The sequence below is a fragment of the Leucobacter musarum subsp. musarum genome (assembly GCF_001273845.1).
In the GTDB taxonomy this organism is placed as follows: Bacteria; Actinomycetota; Actinomycetes; order Actinomycetales; family Microbacteriaceae; genus Leucobacter; species Leucobacter musarum.
The window spans coordinates 1-222 of the sequence record NZ_JHBW01000116.1 but is presented as its reverse complement, the minus strand read 5'-3'; the positions used below and the strand labels follow the sequence as shown (position 1 = coordinate 222).

Annotated in this window: 1 protein-coding gene; it reads left to right on the top strand. The window is 66.2% G+C overall.

Annotation, left to right across the window (positions count from 1 at the left end):
- Window positions 1-222 (top strand): DUF4822 domain-containing protein (locus CH42_RS16150; RefSeq protein WP_156322626.1); only part of this gene is annotated, 222 nt, incomplete at both ends.

The window sequence follows — 222 nt, the reverse complement described above, 5'->3', positions numbered from 1 at the left end:
ACCCGCACCATCACCGCACGCGACGCAGACGGCAACCCCCTCTTCACCCGCGTCGTCCCCATCACCGAACTCACCGACACCGAGTTCACCTACCGCGTGATCCCCGACGCAGCCAACCCCGGCGTCTACTACGACATCGTCCACACCCCCACCGACCACGCAGAACCCGGCACCATCAACTACTCCGAGGTCCTCGCATCCACCCCGTGGGAGACCACCAGC